Origin of the sequence: Nocardioides sp. NBC_00163 (genome assembly GCF_045206295.1) — a bacterium.
Taxonomy (GTDB): Bacteria; Actinomycetota; Actinomycetes; order Propionibacteriales; family Nocardioidaceae; genus Nocardioides.
The window spans coordinates 3168215-3185459 of sequence record NZ_CP108155.1; the positions used below are offsets into that span (position 1 = coordinate 3168215).

The window sequence follows — 17245 nt, forward strand, 5'->3', positions numbered from 1 at the left end:
TCGGTACGCCGTAGAGTCGGCTCGTGCCGCCAGCCGGAGACGATCCAGTCCCTCTCGTCGCGCGGGTTCGCCGCCCGGAGGTCTTCGAGACCAGCCGGCTGAACGCGGACGCGCAGGTCGAGGCCTGGGAACGCCACAACGCCAGCGCCCTGGTCGCGCTCTCCTGCCGGCCGATCGACGGCCACGGGTTCGACGCGCAGGAGGTCAACCTGCAGCTCGACGAGATCCATCTTGCCCGGGTACGGGCCACTCGCCACGTCGTCGAGCGGCCGGCCAGCCTCGTCAAGGAGATCCCCGCCCGGTCGATCGCCGTCTACGCCAGCCTGCGCGGCGAGGCGATCCTGGAGTACGCCGGCCGCCGCAAGGTCATCCGGCCCGGACAGCTGATCGTGTGCGACGTCGACGCGCCCTTCCTGCGGGGCTTCGGGCACGGGCTCGAGGAGCTCGCGGTCAAGGTCCCGGTGGACGCCTTCGCGGCCCGCACCGGGATGGCGTCGATGCCGTCGCCGCTCGTCCTCGACGCCGGCCGCGACCAGGACCCGCACGGCCGAGCCCTCGTCCAGATGGTCGGCCGCGCCCTGCGGCCGCACGATCCGGTGCCGGCCGACGAGGGCGCCGTGCTCGACCTGATCTCGGTGATCGCCACCGCCGGGAAGGTCTCGCTGGCCACGGCCCATCGGGCGGCGGCGAAGGCGTTCATCGAGGACCATCTCGCCGACCCCGGCCTCTCCGCCACCACTGTCGCAGCGGGCGCCGGCATCTCCGAGCGCCACCTCTCCCGGCTCTTCGCCGACGCCGGCACCAGCGTCCCCCGCCACATCCTCGGCCGCCGCCTCGAGCTCGCCTACGCGATGCTCGCCACCGGCTCGGACCCGGCCATCCGCACCGTCGACGTCGCCGAGAAGTGCGGCTTCACCTCGGCCTCGTACTTCTCCCACGCCTTCCGCAAGCGCTTCGGCGTCGCCGCCGGAGACGTACGCCGCGCCGCCCGCGCCTGACCCCCAGCCGAGTCCGCACCTGTGGCGGCCGAATCCTCAGTTGTGGCGTACGAAAGTCGACTTTCGTACGCCACAACTCACTTCTCGGCGCGAAAGGGTGACAAGTCCACCAAAGTCCGATAGGTCTTCCATGCGATTTTCCGCCAACCGGACCCTGCTTCCCACCTGTAGGGGCGGTGGCGGACGACACTCTCGAACACCCCACACTCTCTAAGGAGACGTACGTGCGCAACGGACTCACCACCGGACGCGGCCTGAGCTTGGCCGCCGCCGGTGTCGCAGCGATGGCGCTGACCTTGACGGCCTGCGGGTCGGGCGGCATCGATGACGAAGGCGGTGGCGGGGAGGACACGCTCACCATCGGGTTCGTCTCGACCGAGACGGGCTCCTCGGCGCCGTTCGGCGAGGCGAACAGCTTCGTCGTCGACGAGCTGGAGACCTACTTCAAGGACCACCCGGTCAAGGCCGGCGACAAGGAGCTCGACGTCGAGATCGTGGTGCGCGACGCGCAGAGCGACACGACGAAGGCCGGGGCGGTGGCCGGCGACCTGATCAACAAGGACGGCGCCGACATCATCGTCGCCTCCTCGACGCCCGACATCGTCAACCCGGTCTCGGAGCAGTGCGAGGCCAACTCGATCCCGTGCATCACCACGGTCGCCCCGTGGCAGCCGTTCGCGATCCGCAGCGGCGACAAGCCGGCCGAGTTGAAGTACAGCTACCACTTCTTCTGGGGTCTCGAGGACGTCTCGACGGTCTACGCCGACATCTGGGGCAAGGTTCCGAACAACAAGAAGGCCGGCGGCCTGTTCCCGAAGGACCCCGACGGCGAGGCCTGGGGCGCCAACTTCCCGGCGCTGACCGAGGCGTCGGGCGTCAAGATCGACAACCCGGGCAACTACCCCAACGGCACCAAGGACTTCTCCGCCCAGATCAGCGCCTACAAGGGTCACGACGTCCTGGTCGGCGTCCCGATCCCGCCGGACTTCACCACGTTCTGGCAGCAGGCGAAGCAGCAGGGCTACAACCCGAAGGTCGCGACCATCGGCAAGGCGCTCCTCTTCCCGAGCAGTGTCGAGGCGCTGGGCCCGATCGCCCACAACCTCTCCACCGAGGTGTGGTGGACCCCGACCGCTCCCTACGAGTCCTCGCTGACCGGCCAGTCCGCGCAGGAGCTGGCGGACGCGTACGAGGAGAAGACCGGCAAGCAGTGGACCCAGCCGCTGGGCTTCGCGCACGCGCTCTTCGAGGTCGCGACCGCGGCGGTGACCGAGGCCGGCTCGACCGACGCCGACGCGATCACCAAGGCGCTGGCCGGGCTCGAGGTCTCCACGGTCGTCGGTGACGTCGCCTGGGGCAAGGACGCGAACGTCCCGCCGTACGTCGCCAAGACCTCCCTCGCGGGCGGTCAGTGGCGCCAGGTCGAGGGCGGGGAGCACCCGTTCGAGCTGGTCGTCGTGCAGAACTCGCTGGCTCCCGACGTACCTCTCGGGGGCGAGCCCGAGGCGCTCAAGTGACCTTGCTTCACGTTGACGACCTGGCCAAGTCCTTTGGCCAGGTCGTCACGGCCCGCTCGGTCTCCTTCCATGTCGCCGCCGGCGAGGCGCTCGGCATCGTCGGACCGAACGGCGCCGGCAAGTCCACGCTGCTCAACCTGGTGACCGGCACGCTCCCGGCCGACGCCGGCACCATCCGCTTCGACGGCACCGACGTCACCCGGATGCCGGCGGCCCGCCGTACGGCCCTCGGGATCGGGCGTACGTTCCAGGTCCCCCGCCCCTTCGAGGGGCTCACCGTCTTCGAGAACGTGCTGGTCGGTTCCACCTTCGGTGCGGGCACGCGCCGGAAGGAGGCCAACGCGCTGGCCTGGGAGGCGCTGGAGACTGCCGACCTGACGCACCTGGGCAACACCCCCGCCGGTTCGCTACGGCTGCTCGACCGCAAGCGGCTCGAGCTCGCCCGCGCGCTGGCCACCCAGCCGCGGCTGCTGCTCCTCGACGAGATCGCCGGCGGCCTCACCGAGCACGAGCTGCCGGCGCTGATCGAGACCATCTCGGCGATCCGCGACAGCGGCACCGGCGTCGTCTGGATCGAGCACATCGTGCATGCGTTGCTGCAGGTCGTGGACCGGTTGATGTGCCTGGCCCAGGGCGACGTCGTCGCCACCGGCGACCCGCGCGAGGTGATGGCCTCGGACGCGGTCGCCGCCGTCTATCTCGGCTCCCCCGACCTGGAAGGCGAGACCCCATGAGCACGCTGCTCGAGGTCGACGCGATCGACGTCGCCTACGGCGACTTCCGCGCCCTGCACGGCATCACGGTCCGGGTCGCCGAGGGCGAGACGCTGGCCGTGATCGGCGCCAACGGCGCCGGCAAGTCGACGCTGCTGAAGACGATCTCCGGCCTGCTCCGCCCGAGCGCCGGCCAGATCCGCTTCAACGGCCACAACGTCTCCCACACCCCCGCCCATCGGCGGGTCCGCGAGGGCATCGCGCTCACGCCGGAAGGACGCCGGATCTTCGCCTCGCTCACCGTCGAGGAGAACCTCAAGGTCGGCGCGCACGGACGCCGGCCCGGACCCTGGAACCTCCAGACCGTCTACGACGCGTTCCCGCTGCTCGCGGAGAAGAGAACGCGCCGCGGAGCGCACCTGTCCGGCGGCGAGCAGCAGGCCACCGCCATCGGCCGGGCGCTGATGTCCAACCCGAAGCTGCTCCTGCTCGACGAGGTCTCGCTCGGCCTCGCCCCGGTCGTGATCGCCGACATCTACAAGGCGCTACCCACGATCGCCGCGAAGGGGACGACCGTGCTCGTGGTCGAGCAGGACCTCACTCAAGCACTCACCGTCGCCGACCGGGTGCAGTGCCTGCTCGAGGGCCGCACCGTCCTCGAGGGCGCGGCGGCGGACGTCACCCGAGAGCAGGTCCAGGCGGCGTACTTCGGGATCGACGAGCAGGAGGTCGGCTGATGGACTGGATCAACGCGGTCCTCCAGGGAGTCCTGCTCGGCGGGCAGTACGCACTCCTCGCCTGCGGTCTGAGCCTCATCTTCGGCGTGATGCGCATCGTCAACCTCGCCCACGGCGTCCTCGCCGTCGCCTCGGCCTACCTCGCCTACTGGCTCGTCCAGCAGACCGGGATGCCGGCGTTCCTCACCATCGTCATCGTGATCCCCGTGCTCGCCGCGGTCGGCTACGCGATCCAGCGCGGTCTGTTCAACCCGGCGCTGCGCCACGGCGAGCTGTCACCGCTGCTGGTCTCGTTCGGCCTGGCCGTCATCGGCGCCAACCTGCTCCAGGAGATCTTCACCGCCGACTCCCGCAAGATCTCGATCGGCACGCTGTCGACCGCGTCCGTCGAGCTCGGCGGCCTGCGACTCGGCGTCTTCTCGCTGATCACGCTCGTGGTGGCGGTCGGCGTCATCGTCGGCCTGCAGCTCTACCTCTCCCACACCCGCATCGGCCGCGCGATGCGCGCGACCAAGGACGACCCCGAGGCGGCCACGCTCATGGGGATCGACGAGAGGCACATGTACGCCCTGGCCACGGCGATCGCGATCGGCACCGTCGCCCTGGCCGGCGTCTTCCTCGGCATGTCGACGCAGTTCAGCCCGACGTACGGTGATCTGGTCCTCATCTTCGCCTTCGAGGCGGTCATCATCGGCGGCCTCGGCTCGCTGTGGGGCACCCTCCTCGGGGGCCTCGTCCTCGGCGTCGCGCAGACCGTCGGCGCCCAGATCGACCCGGCCTACGGCGTCCTCGCCGGTCACCTGGTCTTCCTGGTCGTACTCCTGTTCCGGCCCCAGGGCCTGCTCCCGAAGGCGGTCGTCGCATGAGCCCAACGACAACTCTCGCCAGCCAGGACCTCGCCAGCAAAGACCTGAAGGTCGTACGCGGCGGCTGGCCCTCGCTCGCAGGCGGCGGCGTCCTCGCCGCGATCGTGGTGTTCCTGGCGGCGGCGCCGTGGTTCGTCTTCAGCCCGGGCGACGTGACCAACCTGGTCACGCTCTTCGCGCTGATCATCCTCGGCACGGCCTGGAATCTGATGGCCGGCTACGGCGGGCTCGTCTCGATCGGGCAGCAGGCCTACATCGGTGCCGGCGGCTACGGCGTCATCAAGCTCGCCGACGTCGTCGGGCTGCCGATCCCGGTGGCCGTCGTGGCTGCCGGCGTGGTCTGCGCCGCCCTGGCGATCCCCACCTCGTTCCTGCTGTTCCGGCTGGTCGGAGGCTATTTCGCGATCGGCACCTGGGTCGTGGCCGAGGTCTTCAAGCTGGTCACCCAGGAGCTCCCGGGCTTCGGCGGCGGCTCCGGCCTCTCGCTCACCGCCTTCCAGGGCGTCGACCGGGTGACCCGGATCGCGACCGTCTACTACCTGGCGCTCGCGCTGGCCGTGCTCGTCGTGCTCGCGACGTACGTCCTGATGCGCTCGCGCGTCGGCCTCGGCCTGACCGCGATCCGTGACGACTCGGTGGCCGCGGCCGCGCTCGGGGTCGCGGTGCGGCGCTCGCAGCGTCTGGTCTACGTCGCCGCCTCCGGTGGCGCCGGCCTGGCGGGGGCGCTGATCGCGGTCAACGGGCTGCGGGTCTCGCCGGACTCGATGTTCTCGGTCCAGTACACCGCCTTCATGATCTTCATCGTGGTCATCGGCGGGCTGGGGACCATCGAGGGCCCGATCCTGGGCGCGGTGATCTTCTTCGCGCTCCAGCAGCTGCTGGACTCCTACGGCACCTGGTATCTCGTCGCGCTCGGCGCGGTCGCGATCGCGGTCGTGCTGCTGGCTCCGCGCGGGTTGTGGGGCCTGGCGGCGCGGGGTCGCTACGAGGTCTTCCCGGTCGGTCACACGGTTTATCCACAGGGTTCTCCACAAGGGGCCCAGTCTGTGGATTTCGACTGATTTTGGACCAGCTGGTTCTGGTGAAGAGATAGGCTCGGGCCATGGCGTTCACCACCAAGGGCCAGGCCACGCGCCAGCGGATGCTCGAGGGCGCGGCGGCCTACCTCCGTAGCACCGATCCCGGGGCTGCGACGTTGGACGACATCCGTGCCGCCACACAGACGAGCAAGAGCCAGATCTTCCACTACTTCCCGGGTGGCAAGGAGGAGCTGTTCCTCGAGGTCGCCCGCCTCGAGGCTGCTCGGGTGATCGAAGATCAGCAGCCGCACATCAGCGAGCTCGACTCCTGGGCCGCCTGGGACCGCTGGCGCCGGGCGGTCATGGCGCGCTACCAGGCACAGGGTGCCCACTGTCCGCTGGCGTCGCTGATGAATCAGGTGGGCAGTGTTCCAGGAGCCGCAGAAGTCTCGACGACGCTGATCGGCCAGTGGCAGGACTATCTTCGGCGCGGCATCGAGACCATGCAGGCGAATGGTTCCGTGAGCGCCGAGATCAATGCGCGGCGAACGGCGGCAGCGATGATCGCCGGCATCCAGGGCGGTGTCTCGGTGCTGCAGGTGACGGGCCGAACCGACCACCTCGAAGCGATCCTGGCGCTTCTGATCAGCCACCTGCGCGATTCCGGACAGGCTGCGGCCTAGGACCGCGACGTCGGCCGCACCCGCTGCCCACCCCGACCCGCAGCGGCCAAGGCTGCGCGGATCGGGGTGGCCGGCCGACAGGTCAGCCGAGGATCCTGCGGAAGGTCTCCTGCAGGTCAGAGGCGAAGGCCTCCGGGTTCTCGTAGTGGACGAAGTGGCCACCCTCCAGGTGGGCGTTGACGTTGATCACGTTGAACAGGCCGCGTGTCGGGCCGTTCTCGAAGTGGGCGATGCGGTCCTCGACGGTGTCGATGGCGGGCGGGTACGCGTCGCCGAGCAGGAACGTGAAGCCGGCCGGCGCCTCGACGACGGGCTGGCGGTCATGGGAGGGCACGAACCGGTAGCGCTCCGCGTTGCGGTACATCCGGATGGAGGTGCCGATGGACTGCGTCACCCAGAAGATCGTTGCCTGCGTGAGGATGAAGTCACGCGAGAATGCCGCCTCGAAGTCGCCACGCTTGTCGCTCCAGGACTTCCAGCGCTTCAGCAGCCAGGCGAGCATGCCGATGGGTGAGTCGTTGAGACCATGGGTCAGCGTCGAGCCGTCCAGCATGTGCGCTGCGACGTGCGAGGCGTAGGTGTCGACGAAGTGCTTCCAGCCGGAGCGCCACTCCTCCGAGGCGTCGTCGGGGGTCTTGGCTCCGTCGGTCAGGTCCCAGAACCGCTCGTTCTCGAACATTCCCGGCGGGAGGTCATGGCCGAAGTGCAGGCCGATGATGCTGTCGGCGTACTTGTGGCCCAGTGCGCTCGCGACCAGGGCGCCGTAGTCGGAGCCGGCCACTGCGTACTTCTCGTGGCCCAGTACGTCGGTCACGAGCTCGTGCATGATGTCGGCGATCTTCCAGTAGTTGAGATCGCCCCTGCTGACGGGCGTCGAGAAGCCGAAGCCGGGGAGGTCGGGGATGATCACGTCGAACGACAACGCGGGGTCGCCGCCGTGGGCGCCCGGATCGGTCAACGGCTCGATGAGCTTGTAGCTGAACTCGCCGGGCCACGGCCAGCCGTGAAGGATGATCAGCGGGATCGGGTTCTCGCCCTTGCCGCGTACGTGGACGAAGTGCACGGGCGCACCGTCGATCTCGACCTGGTGCTGGTTGTAGGTGTTGAGCCGCTCCTCCTGGGCGCGCCAGTCGAAGCCTTCAGCCCAGTACTCGACCAGGGGCTTGAGATAGGCGGTGCTGATGCCGTAGTACTGCTCCTCGTTGTCGAGGTCGTCGAAGTAGCGGGTCTTCTTCAGACGGTCCCGGAGGTCGTCCAGGGCGTCCTGTGCGACGTCGATCTTGTAGAGGGCCAGCTCGGTGCCCCTGCTCGTGTCGTTCATGGTGTGCTGCTTTCTTGTGAAGTGATGAATCGGAGTCGGCAAGTCAGTCGGAGAAGTCCAGGCGGACGCGGGTCTGCGTCAGTTCGGCGATCCGCCAGGAACCGTCGGTCCTGACGAACCGGGCGTGGTAGTGGCCGAACCCGTGCATGTGTCGGAAGGGAATCGCTTCGGACACCTCGGCGTCCTCGGGCCGCGTCACGATGTCCTCCATCGCGAAGACGCCGCGCGCGCTGACCGCCGAGTCAGCGTCGATCTCGTCGGAGAACAGGTGATGGATCAGCGTGACGCCGGCGCCGCCGCTCGCGCCGACCGTCGCGGTGATCTCAGCGCGACCGTTCATGCGCATCCAGACCGATCCGTCCGGCCTGTGCGGGGTGAACGTTCCGTCCTCGGTGAACAGGTTCGCCAGATCGTTCCAGCGTTGGTTGTCCGCGTAGCGGACGTAGCGAGCCATCAGGCGGCGTACGTCCTCGGTGATCGTGAGGCGCTCGACGGTTTGCATGGCCTTCCTTCTCTCTGTGGACCACTTGGTCCAAACAGGATGACCCCGCAAAATTGGACTCACAAGTCCAGAATCCGGGTGAAGCGTCCACGATGTCGTACTGGCCGGTAACATTCCTGGAGTGACTGAGACGAGCGAGGGATCGACCGGACGAGGCGCGACGACGTCCTCTCCCACGGCCATCCCCGAGATCCATGCGATCGAGCGTGCCGAAGGCACCAGCTTCACGCTGACCGTGGTTCGTGCGGCGGACCCCGAGGCGCCGACCGTGCTGGTCGTGCCCGCGATGGGCATGCCGGCCGGCTACTACGACAAGCTGATCGTGGCCTTCGCGGAGGCGGGGATCAACGTCGGCCGGATGGAGCAGCGTGGCCACGAAGAGCTCGGCGGACGGGTCGCCGGCTGGTCCTACGACTTCGGCTACGCCGACCTTGTCGACGACATCGCCGCCGCCGTCGACCGCCTCGGCGACCTGATCCCGGCCTCGGCCGGTGCGGCGTACGTCCTCGGGCACAGCCTCGGCGGCCAGGCCGCCAGCGCCTACGCCGCGCTACACCCCGACCGGGTCGCCGGCCTGGTCTACGTCGCCTCGCAGACGCCCTACTGGCGCAACTACGGCCCGGGTTTCCTGGTCGCGAGCCAGGTGATGGGCCTCGTCGGCCGCGTCGTCGGCCACTTCCCGGGCAAGCAGCTCAAGTTCGCCGGGCGCGAGGCCCGCACCCTGATGAAGGAATGGGCCAGGTACGCCCGCACCGGCCGGCTCCGCTTCGGCAGCCCGGCCCGCGACGTCACCGTGGAGATGCGAGCGTTGAAGAAGCCCGCGCTGATCGTCTCCATCGAGGGCGACTGGCTGGCCCCGAGCGCGACTGTCGATGAGATCCAGCGCCGGATGCCCGGGCTCGACGTCGCGAGGGTCCACCTCGACGAGCCCGGCATCGACCACTTCAAGTGGGCGCGTAGGCCGGACTCGACGATCACGGCGGTCCTCGACTGGCTCTCGCGCTAGTCGCGCGTCTCGGGGTCGAGTCCCACGTGCCCCGCCGCTCAGCGGACGAGGCTCGGGTGGTCGATCAGGTACCTCGCCCTCTGCACCTTCAACATCGTGACGATCTGGTCGATGTCCATGGACGCGATGCTGGATCCAACGCTTTCGGCGCAACGCGTGGTCGGGTCGGGGATGGGGTCGGCAGGGTGCGCGCCGGCGGTCGTGGGCGCAACTGCGGACATGATGGTAAGTGCGCCCGCGACGGCGGCGGTAGCGGCGAGATTCGTCACGGCGCGGCGGGTGTTGCTGGTGTTCATGGCGTTCCCTTGGGTCGTGGGCTGGTGGCCCGGTGTGGATCTCCTTTGTGACATCAGCGGGTACCGCGGCGGTCGGGGCTCGGTATCGCGCCGGTATCGACCGCGTCGCCGGCGCCAGTGCCCGCTACTCGCAGCCGAACCGAACCGGCTTGACGCTCGCTCTGGCGCGGTCGACAGTGGTGACATGGAGATCGCGGTTCTCGGTCCCCTGAGCGTTCACGACGACCCGCTTCGGGTCGGTGGCCGTGACCGGTTGGTCCTGGCCGCCCTGACCACGGCACCCGGTGAGGCCTTCAGCGTGGATCGCCTTGCCGACATTCTCTGGGGGGATCGACCGCCGGCTTCGTCTGCCAAGAACATCCAGGGTTGCGTCTCGCGTCTTCGCAGCCTGCTGGGAGCGGATGCGATCGGGACCGTGCCCAATGGGTATCGACTGACGGTGCCGGCCGGGACCCTGGACTCCCAGCGGTTCGAGGAGCTGCTGAAGCAGGCTCGGGCGCTCGTCGAGGACGACTGGGCTGCGGCGCACGACCTGCTCGAGTCGGCGTTGGGCCTATGGCGGGGGTCTGCCTACCCCGAGCTCGAGGACTGGGATCGGGGCCGGCAGGAGGCCGGGCGCCTGGAGGAGCTGCGACACGACGCCGAGGAACTGCTGATCGAAGGCGAGCTTCGCGCCGGCCGCCATCGCGAGATCGTCCCACGCGCACGAGCGATGGTTGATGCTGCACCGATGCGCGAGCACCGATGGGCGCAGCTGGCACTCGCCCTGTACCGCAGCGATCGGCAGGCGGAGGCCCTGGAGGCGCTGCATACCCTGCGCGCCCTCCTCTCCGACCAGCTCGGGCTGGATCCGGGCGAGGAGATGGTGCGGCTCGAAGCCGCCATCCTCAACCACGACGCGGACCTCGAGGCTGCTGCCGTCAGCGCGACCCCACCGCCACGGGCACCCCGGACCGCTCCACACATTCCCGGGGCGCCGCCGGACCGTCGGCTGGCCGGAAGGATGGAGGAGCTGCAGATACTGGGAGAGCTGCTGAGACGAGGGATCGACGGTTCCCCGGGTGCCGTGATCGTCCATGGCGAGGCCGGTGTCGGGAAGACACGGTTGGTCACGGAGGCAGCCGATACGGCGCGGGATCTCGGGTACGACGTGCTGTGGGGGCGCTGCACGCGCTTCGGCGCTGCCTCGTCGCCGTACTCCCCGTTCGCGATGGCCCTGGAAGCCTGGCTGGCGCATGCATCGACGACAGCCCGGGCCGACCTCTTGGCCGTCGCGCCACGGCTGGACTCGATCCTCCCCTCGCTCGCTGGGGCGGCGGACGCGGAGCCCCAACGCCTCCTTCCGGAGATTGCGCGGGGCCTGGCCTGGCTGGCGACCCACGGCCCCGCTCTGCTCGTGATCGACGATCTGCAGTGGGCCGACGACTCCTCGCTGGACCTGTTGGGGTACCTGATCGCGGGCTTCGATGCCCAGGACCTGGTCGTCATGGCGACGGTCCGCGACGAGGAGCTCGATCCGAGCCATCGACTGCACGGGTGGTTGGCTGACGTTCGTAGATTCCCCGGAGTCCGGGAGCTGCGGCTCCGCCGCCTGGGGGTCGAGGAGACGGAGCAGCAGCTGAAGGCGCTGCTCGGTGCCAGGCCGAGCCTGAAACTGCTGGAGGCGGTCCACGGCCGGTCCTTGGGCAATGCGTACTTCACCGAGCTGCTGGCCCACGACCTCGACATGGGAAGTGAAGCCCTTGCGGCGGCCCTCCCCGACGTTCTGGCGGACGCACTGCTGGCCGCGTGGCGCCGGCTCGGACGGGACGCCCAGGAGGTCGCGCGACTGCTCTCGGTCGCCGGCCGACCGCTGACGTTCGAGGAGTATGCCGTCATGGCCGGCCTGATCGCACTCGACAGCCAGGCCCTGTCCCGGTGCCTGGTGCAGGCGACCGCGGTTGGAGTGGTCACGGTCGACCGCGATGACCGCTACTGGTTCCATCATCCGCTGCTGGCCGAAGTCCTCTACGACACCTTCCTCCCCGGGCAGGCCGTTCCGTTGCATGCGGCGATCGCCGCCACCTTGACCACGCCCAGCGGCTCGCGGGCCGGGGAGATGCGCCGCTGGGGAGATCTCGCCCTGCACCACGAACGGGCGGGTGCCGTCGATGAGGCCATCCGTTGCTCGCTGACGGCGGCCGGGCTGGCGGAGGACTTGCGCGTCTTCCCCGAGCAGCTGACCCACCTCAGGCGCGTCATCGAGCTCTTGCCGAGGGCCGGTGAACCGACCCGGCGGGCCGTCGGTGACCAGGTCCTTCTGCTCACCCGTGCGGCGGAGGTGGCCGCGCTGACGGGCGCCTTCGATGCGGAGTACGACTGGCTCGACCGCGCCCGCATGCTGCTCGATCGAGCTACCCACCCCCTCCTGGCCTCGAAGATCCTGTGCCTGTGGTGGGACGCGGCGTTCAACTCCGGACACGCCTCGGAACGGCCCATCGTCGAAATCCGCGAGGCGGTCGACCTGGCATCGGCATTCCCCGACAGCGTGGAATACGTGCGGGCTCTGGGCCTCCTGTCCGAGACCGAAAACTGGCGAGGACTGCCAGCGGCCGCTGAACATGCCGAGCAGGCACTCGAGGCAGCCGTTCGGTGCGGTACGGACCTCGCGAAAGCCGTCGGTCTCCAAGCCCAGACGTTTGCAGTGTTCGGCAGCGGCCGCGCCGCCTACCACGAGTCACAGCGGGGCGACGCCGAGCGGGCCCACGAACTGGCGCTGTCCATCGGCGATCCCGCCTTGCTCGCCCGGACCGGGTGGGGGCTGACGAACTTGACGCAATGGCCTGGGGAGACTCGACGCGTGGCATGGTCGGCCTACGGCGATGTCGCCGCCCACGGATCACCGGTGCCAGGAGCCTGGCTCGCCATCATCGCTGCAGACGCCGCCCTGGGCGAAGGGGATCTGGCCGGAGCGCGCGACTCGCTCAGGGAGATCCTGCCCGCTCGGCTCCCCAAGAGCAGCGGTGTGGCCGCCAGGCTGGTGAGCTGTGGCCTCGCCTGCCGGCTGGGGAGACTCGACGAAGCGGACCAGCACCTGCACCGTGCCGAGGAACTGATCCCGGACTTCCTGTCCATGGTCGGCCTGATCGGCGCAAGAACCTCCGCGGAGCACTTGATCAGCCACGGCAGACCTGAGCGAGCAGGACAGGTGGTCCTCGACCATCTCCAGCTCGACCGCACCGACCCGGACACAGCCGCCGAGCTGCTGCGGTTGGGTGCGTGGGCCGCTGCGGACCTGGCGTCGATCGACTCCTCGGGAACCGGGTCGACCGGTCGCGGGCAGCGTCTGCTCGACAGGCTGCTCGAGGATGCAGAGTTGCTTCCCTGGGATCCCTTCGCAGCCCAACCCGAACTGGGGTCGCTGTTCGAGGCAGAGTCAGCTCGTTGTCGAAGAAGCGACGACGAGGTCGATCTCTGGCACACCGCCCTCGACCGTTGCGCCAACGCCAGTTGGGGTTGGGAAGAGGCTGTCGCTTCGTGGCGCTGCGCCGAGGCGACAGCGAGAACGGGGCAGTCCAGCCAGGCGGACGCCATGCTCGAGCAGGCCCTTCGACTGTCCCGGAAGATGGGCGCCAAGCCCATCGAGCGAGCGGTGGTGGCCCTGACCGCGCCCGACGCGGATCAGCCGGCGAGGCGATAGTCGCGTACGCATTTCCGCCAACCCACGACCCCACCTTTGATGCGGCCCGAGCGGGCCGCAAGACTCGCCCTGAGGCTGCGATCCCACACCCCGCCGCGGCCTCGGAAAGGTGAGGAACATGCCAGTCTTCGACGACGGCCAGCAAGAGACCGAGGTCCCCGAGACCGAGGATGTCGTGACCACCGACGTACTCGTCGTGGGATCCGGCCCGGCCGGCGCGTCCGCCGCGCTCTTCCTGAGCGAGCTCGGTGTCGACAACATCATGATCACGAAGTACCGCTGGACCGCGAACACGCCCCGCGCGCACATCACCAACCAGCGCGCGATGGAGATCTTCCGCGACCTGCGTATCGAGGACCAGGTGCTGGCCGACGCGACGCCGCACGAGCTCGTCGGTGACACCGTCTTCTGCACGAGCATCGCCGGCGAGGAGATCGGCCGCATCCGCACCTGGGGCACCCGCCCCGACCGCGAGGCCGACTACCAGCTCGCCTCGCCGTGCCTGACCGTCGACATTCCGCAGACGTACCTCGAGCCGATCCTGGTCCGCAACGCGACCGAGCGTGGCACCCAGACCCGGTTCTCCACCGAATACCTCAGCCACACCCAGGACGACGAGGGCGTCACCACGATCGCCCGCGACCGGCTGACCGGCCACGAGTACAAGATCCGGTCGAAGTTCCTCATCGGCGCCGACGGCGCCCGCACCCAGGTCGGCGCCGACATCGACCTGCCGCTCGAGGGCGCGATGGACATCGCCGGGTCGATGAACATCACCTTCAAGGCCGACCTCTCCGAGCTCGTCGACCACCGCCCATCCGTCCTCTACTGGGTCATCCAGCCGGGCTCGAACGTCGGCGGCATCGGCACCGGCCTGGTCCGCATGGTCCGCCCCTGGGACGAGTGGCTGATCGTGTGGGGCTACGACATCAACCAGCCGCCGCCGGAGCTGACCGAGGAGTACGCGGTCAAGGTCATCCGCGACCTGCTCGGAATGCCCGACCTGGAGCCGGACGTGACCGGCTACTCGCTGTGGGGCGTGAACGAGATGTACGCGACCCATGCCCAGAAGGGCCGCGTCTTCTGCGCCGGCGACGCCATCCACCGGCACCCGCCGTCGAACGGTCTCGGCTCGAACACGTCGATCCAGGACTCGTACAACCTGGCCTGGAAGCTCGCCGCGGTGCTCCAGGGCTACGCGGAGACCTCGCTGCTGGAGTCCTACTCCGCCGAGCGTGCCCCGGTGGCCAAGCGGATCGTCACCCGCGCCAACCAGTCCGCGCGCGAGTTCGGCGAGCTCTTCGAGGCGCTCGGCGTGGTCGGCCTCGAGGGCGAGGAGATGGCCAAGGCCATCGAGGAGCGCAAGGCCAACACTCCCGAGGGTGCGGCCAAGCGCGCCGCGCTGGTCACCGCGATGGAGCGCAAGAACTACGAGTTCAACGCCCACGGCGTCGAGCTCGGCCAGTTCTACGAGTCCAACGCGATCGTCTCCGACGGCACCCGCCCGGCGCCGACCGACGACGAGGACCTCTACCACCGGATGTCGACCTCGCCGGGTGCTCACCTGCCGCACGCCTGGGTCGGCGACAACGTCGAGAAGCACGCGATGCTCGACCTCGCCCCCTACACGACGTGGACGCTGATCACTGGTGTCGCCGGCGAGGCGTGGGAGGACGCGGCGGAGGCGGCCCGGACGAAGTTCGGGATCCCGCTCCAGACCGTTGTCATCGGCCCGGGCCGGCCGGTCACCGACCTCTACTTCGACTGGGCCAAGCTCCGTGAGGTCGAGGAGTCGGGCGCGATCCTGGTACGTCCCGACAAGCACATCGCCTGGCGCTCCATGTCGCTTCCCGACGACCCCGGCGCCGCGCTGGGCGAGGCGGTCGCGACGCTGCTGGGCAAGGCCTGAACGTTCCGGTCGAGCGGGGGGAACCATGAAGTTCACGCATGAGTCGCTGCCGCAGCGGGTCCGCTTCGCCACCGGCGAGGCGCCCGCTGCGGTGGCAGCAGAGATCGACGAGCTCGGTGCGCGGCGGGTGATGGTCATCGCCGGCGCGCGCGAGGCCGAGCTCGCCGCCCGGGTGACGGCCGACGTACCGGTCGCGCTGCGCCACGACGAGGTCGTGATGCACGTGCCGGTCGAGGTCGCCGAGCGGGCTCGGGAGCGGGCGGCCGAGTCCGCCGTCGACGCACTGGTGTGCGTCGGCGGTGGCTCGACCACCGGCCTGGCCAAGGCCGTCGCACTCACCACGGGGTTGCCGATCGTTGCGGTCCCGACGACGTACGCCGGTTCCGAGGCGACCAACGTCTGGGGCCTGACCACGGGTGAGACCAAGACGACCGGCATCGACGCGCGCGTCCTGCCGCGATCGGTCGTCTACGACGCCTCGCTGCTGACCACGCTGCCCGGCGAGATGACCGTCGCCAGCGGCCTGAACGCGCTCGCGCACTGCGTCGATGCGATGTGGGGCCCGCGGGTGGACCCCATCGACCAGGTCAACGCCGCCGAGGGGATCCGCGGGCTCGCCGCCGGACTCCCCCTGGTCAAGGCCGACTCGGAGAGCATCGAGGGGATCGAGCAGACCCTCTACGGCGCCTACCTGGCAGCCGTCTCGTTCACATCCGCCGGATCCGGGATGCACCACAAGATCTGTCACGTGCTCGGCGGCATGTTCAACCTGCCGCACGCCCAGACCCACGCGGTTGTGCTCCCGCACGTGCTCGCGTTCAACGCGCCGTCCGCCCCCGAGGCGGAGGCGCGGATCGCGGCGGCCTTCGGCGCGCCGAGCGCCGTGGCGGGGCTGGCGGAGCTGCGTACGACGCTCTCGGCGCCGAAGGCGCTCAAGGACTACGGCATGCCCGAGGACGGCATCGCCAAGGCGGTCGCGCCGATCATGGCCGCGATCCCCGACAACAACCCGACCCCGGTCACCGAGGAGAACCTGACCGCGCTGCTGACCGCGGCGTGGTCAGGAGAGGAGAGCTGATGAGCGACGTACCTGGCGTATCGCCGGAGCAGCAGGCGGTCGAGCAGACCCTGGTCGACACCGTCGTCGCCTCCTTCGACGCCTGCGAGGACCCACGCCTGAAGGAGGTCATGGTGTCGCTGACGCGTCACCTGCACGCGTTCATCCGCGACGTACGCCTCACCGAGGACGAGTGGGGCGCGGCCATCGAGTTCCTGACCAAGGCCGGCCACATCACCGACGACGTACGCCAGGAGTTCATCCTTCTCTCCGACACCCTCGGCGCCTCGATGCAGACGATCAACATCAACAACCAGGCGTACGCCGATGCGACCGAGGCCACGGTCTTCGGGCCGTTCTTCGTGGAGGACTCCCCGGCGATCGAGCTGGGCGGAGACATGGCCTTCGGTGCCCCGGGTGAGCCGTGCTGGGTCACCGGTACGGTCACCAGCACGGACGGGAAACCGCTGGTCGGAGCCAAGATCGAGGTCTGGGAGGCGGACGAGGACGGGCTCTACGACGTCCAGCGCGATGCCGGCGCGCGGGCGGCCCGGGCGCACCTGTTCACCGACGCCGAGGGCGGCTATCGGTTCTGGGGGCTGACGCCCACGCCGTACCCGATCCCGGACGACGGCCCCGTCGGCAAGATGCTGGCCGCGGTCGGGCGTTCGCCGCTGCGCGCCTCGCACCTGCACTTCATGGTCACCCACGAGGGCTGCCGCACGCTGGTCACCCACATCTTCCCCGAGGGCGACCCGATCGGCTGGAAGGACACCGTCTTCGGGGTCAAGGAGTCGCTGATCAAGAGGTTCGAGCGGCAGGCCACTGGGACGCCGACCCCGGACGGTCGGGACGTCGACGGCACCTGGTCGAAGGTGCGGTTCGACATCGTCCTCGCGCCCGCCGGCGCCTGAGTCGTCCCTGGCGTGCTTTGGGCACAGG

Annotated in this window: 15 protein-coding genes; 12 read left to right on the forward strand and 3 right to left on the reverse strand. The window is 69.4% G+C overall.

All coding sequences use genetic code 11. The features are described 5' to 3' along the window. Positions 1-23: 23 nt before the first annotated feature. The 7 genes from OG801_RS15285 to OG801_RS15315 all read left to right on the forward strand — a co-directional run bounded on the left by OG801_RS15285 (position 24) and on the right by OG801_RS15315 (position 6533). Positions 24-998: a helix-turn-helix domain-containing protein gene (locus OG801_RS15285; RefSeq protein WP_406029576.1), complete on the forward strand. Its 975-nt coding sequence runs from the start codon at positions 24-26 to the stop codon at positions 996-998. 224 nt (positions 999-1222) lie between these two features. Next, positions 1223-2515, forward strand: a complete 1293-nt coding sequence (locus OG801_RS15290) for an ABC transporter substrate-binding protein (RefSeq protein ID WP_355018795.1) — start codon at positions 1223-1225, stop codon at positions 2513-2515. Next, positions 2512-3249 (forward strand): ABC transporter ATP-binding protein, encoded by a 738-nt coding sequence (locus OG801_RS15295; RefSeq protein WP_406029577.1) that lies wholly within the window; start codon positions 2512-2514, stop codon positions 3247-3249. Before OG801_RS15290 ends, OG801_RS15295 begins: the two co-directional genes overlap by 4 nt. Continuing rightward, complete coding sequence (locus OG801_RS15300) at positions 3246-3965, forward strand: ABC transporter ATP-binding protein (RefSeq protein WP_355018793.1); 720 nt, start codon at positions 3246-3248, stop codon at positions 3963-3965. Before OG801_RS15295 ends, OG801_RS15300 begins: the two co-directional genes overlap by 4 nt. After that, positions 3965-4831, forward strand: coding sequence for a branched-chain amino acid ABC transporter permease (locus OG801_RS15305; protein WP_350662735.1), 867 nt, complete (start codon positions 3965-3967; stop codon positions 4829-4831). Before OG801_RS15300 ends, OG801_RS15305 begins: the two co-directional genes overlap by 1 nt. Further along, positions 4828-5892: a branched-chain amino acid ABC transporter permease gene (locus tag OG801_RS15310; RefSeq protein ID WP_406029578.1), complete on the forward strand. Its 1065-nt coding sequence runs from the start codon at positions 4828-4830 to the stop codon at positions 5890-5892. Before OG801_RS15305 ends, OG801_RS15310 begins: the two co-directional genes overlap by 4 nt. 41 nt (positions 5893-5933) lie before the next feature. Continuing rightward, entirely contained in the window at positions 5934-6533 is a 600-nt protein-coding gene (locus OG801_RS15315) for a TetR/AcrR family transcriptional regulator (protein ID WP_406029579.1), read from the forward strand. Between the two features lie 82 nt (positions 6534-6615). Here OG801_RS15315 and OG801_RS15320 read toward each other — a convergent pair whose 3' ends face one another. After that, complete coding sequence (locus tag OG801_RS15320) at positions 6616-7854, reverse strand: epoxide hydrolase family protein (RefSeq protein WP_406029580.1); 1239 nt, start codon at positions 7852-7854, stop codon at positions 6616-6618. A gap of 43 nt (positions 7855-7897) precedes the next feature. Further along, on the reverse strand, positions 7898-8356 hold the full coding sequence (locus tag OG801_RS15325; RefSeq protein WP_406029581.1) for a nuclear transport factor 2 family protein: 459 nt from the start codon (positions 8354-8356) through the stop codon (positions 7898-7900). Positions 8357-8477: 121 nt separating this feature from the next. Here OG801_RS15325 and OG801_RS15330 point away from each other — a divergent pair, with 121 nt between their 5' ends. Continuing rightward, the gene (locus OG801_RS15330) at positions 8478-9362 is read left to right on the forward strand and encodes an alpha/beta fold hydrolase (RefSeq protein ID WP_406029582.1); all 885 of its coding nucleotides are present in this window, start codon (positions 8478-8480) and stop codon (positions 9360-9362) included. Positions 9363-9400: 38 nt separating this feature from the next. On the opposite strand, the gene OG801_RS15335 is transcribed toward OG801_RS15330, so the two are convergent. Next, positions 9401-9658, reverse strand: coding sequence for a hypothetical protein (locus OG801_RS15335; RefSeq protein ID WP_355018786.1), 258 nt, complete (start codon positions 9656-9658; stop codon positions 9401-9403). Between the two features lie 184 nt (positions 9659-9842). Between OG801_RS15335 and OG801_RS15340 the strand changes: the two genes are divergently transcribed. The 4 genes from OG801_RS15340 (at position 9843) to OG801_RS15355 (ending at position 17217) form a co-directional block, all read left to right on the forward strand. Then, positions 9843-13337: a BTAD domain-containing putative transcriptional regulator gene (locus tag OG801_RS15340; RefSeq protein ID WP_406036278.1), complete on the forward strand. Its 3495-nt coding sequence runs from the start codon at positions 9843-9845 to the stop codon at positions 13335-13337. 118 nt (positions 13338-13455) lie between these two features. Then, complete coding sequence (locus OG801_RS15345; RefSeq protein ID WP_406029583.1) at positions 13456-15246, forward strand: FAD-dependent oxidoreductase; 1791 nt, start codon at positions 13456-13458, stop codon at positions 15244-15246. A 25-nt stretch (positions 15247-15271) separates the two neighbouring features. Beyond that, on the forward strand, positions 15272-16324 hold the full coding sequence (locus OG801_RS15350; protein WP_406029584.1) for a maleylacetate reductase: 1053 nt from the start codon (positions 15272-15274) through the stop codon (positions 16322-16324). Next, the gene (locus OG801_RS15355; protein WP_406029585.1) at positions 16324-17217 is read left to right on the forward strand and encodes a dioxygenase; all 894 of its coding nucleotides are present in this window, start codon (positions 16324-16326) and stop codon (positions 17215-17217) included. Before OG801_RS15350 ends, OG801_RS15355 begins: the two co-directional genes overlap by 1 nt. Positions 17218-17245 lie beyond the last annotated feature (28 nt).

Coding starts and splice junctions, on each gene's coding strand:
- OG801_RS15345 (WP_406029583.1), top strand. CDS start 13,456: ATGCCAGTCTTCGACGACGGCCAGCAAGAGACCGAGGTCCCCGAGACC.
- OG801_RS15300 (WP_355018793.1), top strand. CDS start 3,246: ATGAGCACGCTGCTCGAGGTCGACGCGATCGACGTCGCCTACGGCGAC.
- OG801_RS15305 (WP_350662735.1), top strand. CDS start 3,965: ATGGACTGGATCAACGCGGTCCTCCAGGGAGTCCTGCTCGGCGGGCAG.
- OG801_RS15325 (WP_406029581.1), bottom strand. CDS start 8,356: ATGCAAACCGTCGAGCGCCTCACGATCACCGAGGACGTACGCCGCCTG.
- OG801_RS15315 (WP_406029579.1), top strand. CDS start 5,934: ATGGCGTTCACCACCAAGGGCCAGGCCACGCGCCAGCGGATGCTCGAG.
- OG801_RS15350 (WP_406029584.1), top strand. CDS start 15,272: ATGAAGTTCACGCATGAGTCGCTGCCGCAGCGGGTCCGCTTCGCCACC.
- OG801_RS15320 (WP_406029580.1), bottom strand. CDS start 7,854: ATGAACGACACGAGCAGGGGCACCGAGCTGGCCCTCTACAAGATCGAC.
- OG801_RS15340 (WP_406036278.1), top strand. CDS start 9,843: ATGGAGATCGCGGTTCTCGGTCCCCTGAGCGTTCACGACGACCCGCTT.
- OG801_RS15310 (WP_406029578.1), top strand. CDS start 4,828: ATGAGCCCAACGACAACTCTCGCCAGCCAGGACCTCGCCAGCAAAGAC.
- OG801_RS15335 (WP_355018786.1), bottom strand. CDS start 9,658: ATGAACACCAGCAACACCCGCCGCGCCGTGACGAATCTCGCCGCTACC.
- OG801_RS15355 (WP_406029585.1), top strand. CDS start 16,324: ATGAGCGACGTACCTGGCGTATCGCCGGAGCAGCAGGCGGTCGAGCAG.